4 protein-coding genes are annotated in these 6,143 nt (G+C 61.3%); 1 reads left to right on the top strand and 3 read right to left on the bottom strand.

All coding sequences use genetic code 11. From position 1 onward, the window contains the following. Positions 1–242: 242 nt before the first annotated feature. Genes ACE3S9_RS13325 through ACE3S9_RS13315 form a run of 3 tightly spaced genes read right to left on the bottom strand, consistent with a single transcriptional unit; the run spans position 243 to position 4,767 of the window. Positions 243–554 (bottom strand): DUF3240 family protein, encoded by a 312-nt coding sequence (locus ACE3S9_RS13325; RefSeq protein WP_374546956.1) that lies wholly within the window; start codon positions 552–554, stop codon positions 243–245. Beyond that, a complete protein-coding gene (locus ACE3S9_RS13320; RefSeq protein WP_374546955.1) occupies positions 530–3,646 on the bottom strand; it encodes an efflux RND transporter permease subunit in 3,117 nt (1,038 codons plus the stop codon). The genes ACE3S9_RS13325 and ACE3S9_RS13320 overlap by 25 nt, the downstream gene beginning before the upstream one ends. A gap of 2 nt (positions 3,647–3,648) precedes the next feature. Next, the gene (locus tag ACE3S9_RS13315; protein WP_374546954.1) at positions 3,649–4,767 is read right to left on the bottom strand and encodes an efflux RND transporter periplasmic adaptor subunit; all 1,119 of its coding nucleotides are present in this window, start codon (positions 4,765–4,767) and stop codon (positions 3,649–3,651) included. A gap of 888 nt (positions 4,768–5,655) precedes the next feature. Between ACE3S9_RS13315 and ACE3S9_RS13310 the strand changes: the two genes are divergently transcribed. Further along, the coding region (locus ACE3S9_RS13310; protein ID WP_374546953.1) for a response regulator at positions 5,656–6,143 on the top strand (488 nt) is incomplete at its 3' end.

Raw genomic sequence — 6,143 nt, 5'->3', positions numbered from 1 at the left:
TAAGAGTGATTGTGGGCCTCATCCCGGCCTTGGCTTGCGGTACGCTTTCGTCGCTGGCGCGCACGCTCGCGCGCTGAGCGTTCATCTCTGGATTATTCGCGTAAGCGCGCGCCAAGGCGCCAGACATGGTTTCCGCCGCGACGCATGAAGCGGGGACCGTCGCCATGGCCGCGAGGCCAGCGACAAGGGCTGCGCGCGGACGGCGCATCATGAAGACGTCCCCGCGGTTCCGGTGATTCGGATCACTTGAACAGTCCGAAACTTTCGACGGGCTCGACCCAATAAGCCAGGTTCGGAATGGCGATTTGCTCGCGCAATTCGGCAAGGAGACTCTGCAGTCGACCGCGGCCAAGGATTATGAACAACAGGCGGCGCTCGACCCGGCCGCGAACTTTTTCACGCGTCGAGGCGCTCTCGAAGCCGGCGCCGTGTCCTTCGGCGCGCAGGCTTGTGAATCCCGGCAACTGTGGCCGCGAGTCGAGCAGGAAGTCCAATATCTGGTCGTCAGCCGTCACCGGATAGACGAGCGTCAGTTTGCAGAGTTGATGATCCATTGCGGTTTCCGCGATTTATACAGGGCGGCGTTGTCCGCTTGCCCGAAGCGTCGGAATGTGATCGGCAACAACACCAGCGTCAGCAGGGTCGATGTCATGAGCCCTCCGATCACGACGATGGCCAGCGGCTTCTGGATCTCGGAGCCGGGGCCCGTCGCGAACAGCAACGGGACGAGGCCGAGGGCGGCGATGCTCGCGGTCATCAGCACCGGGCGCAGCCGTCGCAGCGCGCCGTCAAAGACTGCGACGTCGATCGTCGCCCCTTTAGCCATCAGCTGGTTGAAATAACTCACGAGGACCAGGCCGTTCAGCACCGCAATGCCGAGCAGAGCGATGAACCCCACGGAGGCTGGCACGGAAAGATACTGCCCCGACAGCCAGAGCGCGATGAGCCCGCCGACGAGAGCGAACGGCACATTCGCCAGGATCAGCAACGCCTGCTTGATGGATCCGAGGGTTACGAAAAGTACGAAGAAGATGAGACCGAGCGCGATGGGAACAACAATGGCGAGGCGGGTCGCCGCGCGTTGCTGGTTTTCGAATTCCCCTCCCCACACGAGCCGGTAGCCCGGAGGAAGCGGAACCTGCTCCGCGACGGTCTTCTGGGCGTCAGCGACGAAGCCGACGAGATCGCGGCCGCTGACATAGGCCTGCACGATCGAAAAGCGAGAGCCGTCCTCACGATCGATCTTCACGACGCCCGCCCTTCTGGCGAGCTGGGCCATATCGCTGCTGCGGATCAATCCGCCGTCGCCAGCGGCAAGTTGCATGTTGCTGAACGATTCCGGCGATTCACGCACGTCCTTCGGTCCGCGCACGACAATATCCGTTCGGCGGCCCGGCTCGATGACAAGGCCGGCAGGAGCGCCTTCGAGCAGAGCGCGGAGCTCATCCTGAAGCCGATTCTCCGATAATTTGGCGCGCCCCGTTGCGATCCGGTCGAGCGTGATTTGAAAATAATCGACGGCGCCGGCCGAAGGCGTCATCACCTCGGCAGCGCCTTTGACCTTGGAGATGGCCGATTTGACGCGGCCGGCGAGCGACGAGAGCGTTTCCAGATCGGGTCCAAAAATCTTGACCGCGAGATTGCCGCGCGATCCCGTCAGCATTTCCGATGTGCGCATTTCAATTGGCTGTGTGAAGGCGAATTCGACGCCGGGATAAGTCGCCATGGCGTCGCGCAATCGTTCGAGCAGCCACTCCTTGTCCGGAATGCGCCACTGGTCCCTTGGCTTGAGGACGAGAAAATTGTCCGCCTCGTTGAGACCCATCGGATCGAGCCCGAGCTCGTCGGCCCCGACGCGGGTGACAATTCGTTCGACTTCGGGGACGGTTTCGAGCAACCGTCGTTGCAACAACAGGTCGAACTCGACGCTATGCGCAAGATTGATGGACGGCAGCTTGGTCGTCTGCATGATAATCGCGCCTTCGTCCATCGTCGGCATGAAGGCTTTGCCCACGGCGCCGTAAGCGATGACGGCGGCGACGAGCCCGCTGACGGCGACGACAATGACCGGAAGCGGGCGTTTGAGCGAGAAGCCGAGCACTGTCTTGTAGATCGGGGTGACGATGCGCATGAGCCAAGGTTCGTGATGCCCCTCGACCTTCAGGAACATCGACGACAGCACCGGGATCAAGGTGAGCGACAGCAGGAGCGAGCCGCTCAAGGCGAAGATGATCGTGAGCGCGACCGGCGCAAACATTTTGCCTTCGAGGCCCTCCAGCGAAAGCAGAGGCAGGAAGACCAGGCAGATGATGAGAATGCCGGACGCTACCGGGGTCGCCACTTCCGCCGCCGATTGATAGATGTGATGGAGGCGCGGCATTTGGCTGTCGCTGGAGCGACCGAGACGGTCGACATTGTTTTCGACGACGACGACGGCGGCGTCGACGATCAGGCCGATGGCGATGGCGAGGCCGCCAAGGCTCATCAGATTCGCCGACATGCCGAATCCCTGCATGATCAGGAACGTCACCAGCGCGGCCATGGGCAGCGTGAGCGCGACGACGATGGCGGCGCGCAGATCGCCAAGGAACAGTAGAAGGAGAATGACGACAAGTATCGTGGCTTCGATCAGGGCTTTCTTCACCGTGCCGACGGCCTTCTGGATGAGATCGGCGCGGTCGTAAAAGACATTGATCGAAACGCCGGGCGGAAAGCCCTTCTTGAGCTCCGCAAGCCGTTCCCGCACGGCCTTGACGATTGCGCTTGCGTCGGCGCCGCGGAGACCGATCACGAGTCCTTCGACCGCCTCGCCTCCGCCGTTTTGCGTGACTGCGCCATAGCGCGTCAGGGCGCCGATACGCACCGTCGCCACGTCGGAGACGCGCAAAATTCTTCCGCCCTCCGTCTTCAACACGATCTGCTCGAGATCCTGAGGGGTTCGGATCGCTCCTTCCGAGCGCACCACGAGCGCTTTCTCGCCGTCGCTCAGTCGCCCGGCGCCGTCATTGCGATTGTTCGCGGAAATGGTTTCGATCAGATCGGCTACGCCAAGACCCGCCCCGGCGAGAAGTCGCGAATCGGGAATGACTTCGAACGTTCGGACATAGCCTCCCAGCGCATTGACGTCCGCCACGCCGGCTATGGTGCGCAAAGCCGGACGGATCGTCCAGTCAAGCAAGGTGCGCCGCTCTTCGAGGGAAAGACTGTCGCCCTCGACCGTGAACATGAACACGTCCGACAGGGGAGTCGAGATCGGCGCCAGGCCGCCGGCGACATTGGCGGGCAGGTCGGCGCGAATTGCGGCGAGCCGTTCGGAAACCTGCTGGCGCGCCCAATAAATGTCGGTTCCGTCCTGGAAATCGATCGTCAGGTCGGCGATCGCATATTTCGCCGACGAGCGGAGAATCGTTTTGCCGGGAATACCCAGCAATTCCATTTCGAGTGGAGCGACAACGCGCGTTTCGACTTCTTCCGGCGTCATTCCGGGCGCCTTCAGGATGATCTTGACCTGCACCTGGGCGATATCCGGAAAAGCGTCGATCGGAATCCGCACAAACGCATAGAAGCCGAGCCCGGCGAGCAGGCCGGCGATCAGTAAGGCGAACAGACGCTGCGACAGCGAGAATTCGATGAGACGCCGCAGCATGCTCATTCTCCGCCCATGATTTTTTCGAGCTGCGCCAGGCCGCTGACAGCCAGTCTCTGTCCCGGCCGCAAATCGCCTTCAATGGTCGCGTCGGCGGCGGTTCGGCCCGTGACCGTCACCGGCGCGGGCGTGAAGCCTCCGGCCGTCTGGACAAAGACGTGAGCGGTTCCTCCGATCCACGAGATCGCATCGGCCGAAATCTCGAATTGTTCGCGCGCCGGCGACTTGACGACCGTGATCGACGTCGCCTCTCCGACGATATGGCGCGGGCTCGCCGGGATTTCCGCAATGAGTGTGGTCGACCGGGTGAGTGGATCGAGAGAAATTCCGACAGAGATGATCTTGCCGGCGTCGCCGTTGGGCAGTTCGATCCTGTCGCCTACCGCGATTGTCCCGACCATTTGCGCCGGCAATTGCGCCTGAAGCCAGAGTTCGCGGCTGGTGTCGATAACCACGGCCGCGTCCATGGCCTGCAATGCCGCGCCTGGAGTCGCCTTCACTTCGACAATGCGGCCGTTCTTTGGCGCCGTCAAAGCATAGCTTCCGTCCGCATTGATCTTGATTGCGCCAATTGTCAGCAGTCTTTGGCTCTCGCGGACCAGCGCCCTGATTTTTTCAACTTGCGCATCTGCTTCGGCGACCTTGTTCGACGACACGAGGTTTTTCTGGAACAATTCGCGCTGCCGGCGCGCGAGGACCTCGGCCGCTTGCAAATCCGCTTCAGCCTGCTTCAGACGCACGACCGTTTCGGAAAGATCACGGCTCGCCAATGCGACCAAAATATCGCCTTCCCGGACAGATTGGCCCGGCAGCGCTTGCGCCATCAGCACCGTTCCAGAGAATGGCGCGGTGATCGCAATGCGCGTATTGATAGGAGGGATGATGGTCGCAGGCAGGGTCGTGACAATGCTCCTCGTCGCGACGCGGACATCCGCGACCTCGATGGCAAGCTGCTTGATCTGCTCGGGCGTCAGAGCGAGTTCGCTTCCGGCGTAGGCGGTGGAAGCGAATCCGATGAGCAAAAACGCGGCAGCCAAAAGTGCGCGTCGCATCCGGCGTGAATAAGCGGGCCGAAGCCACGCTTCTTTCGCGCGGATGAAGCCAGGCTCGAACAAATCCATCAGATTGTTTTCCAGCAGGGACGGCCGGCGCGACCGGAAACAGCGCCTTGGCCGCGGCAGGGCGTTACCGGCGCAAGCATTGATTGTAGCTGATCTGGCATTGCTGCCAGTTTGCGGAATAGCGCATGCTCCACCGGCCCTCCTTCTGTCGGCAGTGATAACGCGTGTTCTCGCAATCGTTTGCTGCTTGACGTAGAAGCTCGTCCTTCCCGAAGTTGCCGAGTGCGTAATTGCGGGATTCGAAAGCGACGACGGAAGTCGCCTGCGTCACAAGTACGGCGGTCGCGACCAAGAGTTTGCTCCACAAGTTTCGATCTCCAATTTTTCCGAAAGTCAGGCCAAGTGAGGCCGCCCTGCCGGAGGGGGCGTTCACTCGGTTAGAATAGCGCCGACGAGATGAGGCGGCGTTCGCCGTGACGATGATGTTCAGCCCGCCCGCGCGACGCCCTCAATCGCTTCGACATTGGCGCTCTCGTCGAACAGTCTCGCGATCTGGGCGCAACCACTCTTGCGGGCTTGCGCGGCCACGGCGCTCACTGCGACCTCATGATCATCCCGGTCTGTGGATCGAGCGCATTCGCGATCAATGCCGTATCGCTCGTCGAAGAAACGCCGACAAACGCACAGGCATGGACAATTTTCCGAACCGTCGCCATCATTCCTTCTCCGTGTTGGACCACCTCAGGCGTCGAGAGGTGTAGGCATGATGAAAAGGCGACCTGACGATGTCCTGACAATTTGAGCATATCGGTTCACGTCTCCGCGAAGCTGTCAGGGTTTCGTCAGCGCCTGGCCGTAGTTCTGGAATACAAGCCATCGTATCGCGTTCGCGCCGACGAATGCGGAATTCGACAATGATGTCGAGATCTCTCGACGCCCCGGCAGCCGTTGCTGGGCTTCGCCCGGTTCGAGCAGGGGGCAAGTCTGGTCCGACCTGTGGCAGGCGCCGTTCATCGAGAAAACGTCGTTTTCTCAATGATGACGCAACGCGCATTCCTTCTGAAACGGATATCAAACATGCGGGTGCTATTGACGGAAGATAACGAGAGGCTTGCCGCCCTCATTGTGGAAGGATTGACCGGAGAAGGATTCACGCTTGATCATTGTGCGACGCTCGCCGCCGCCGATGACGCGGCCAAATCGATCAACTATGACCTCATCCTGCTTGACCTCGGCATGCCGGATGGCGAGGGGATAGATTTCATTAAGAAGCTCAGGCTCCGGCGCGCCGCCACCGCCATTCTGGTGATTACGGCGCGCGATGGCCTCGGCGACCGTGTCAAGGGCCTCGATTCCGGCGCGGACGACTATCTGGTGAAGCCCTTCGAACTGCCCGAACTGGCCGCCAGATGCCGCGCCTTGCTCCGCCGGCCGGG

The sequence above is a fragment of the Rhodoblastus sp. genome, from assembly GCF_041915505.1.
Classification (GTDB): Bacteria; Pseudomonadota; Alphaproteobacteria; order Rhizobiales; family Beijerinckiaceae; genus Rhodoblastus.
Note: the sequence above shows the minus strand (reverse complement) of the source record. Positions and strands in the feature narration are given on the sequence as shown.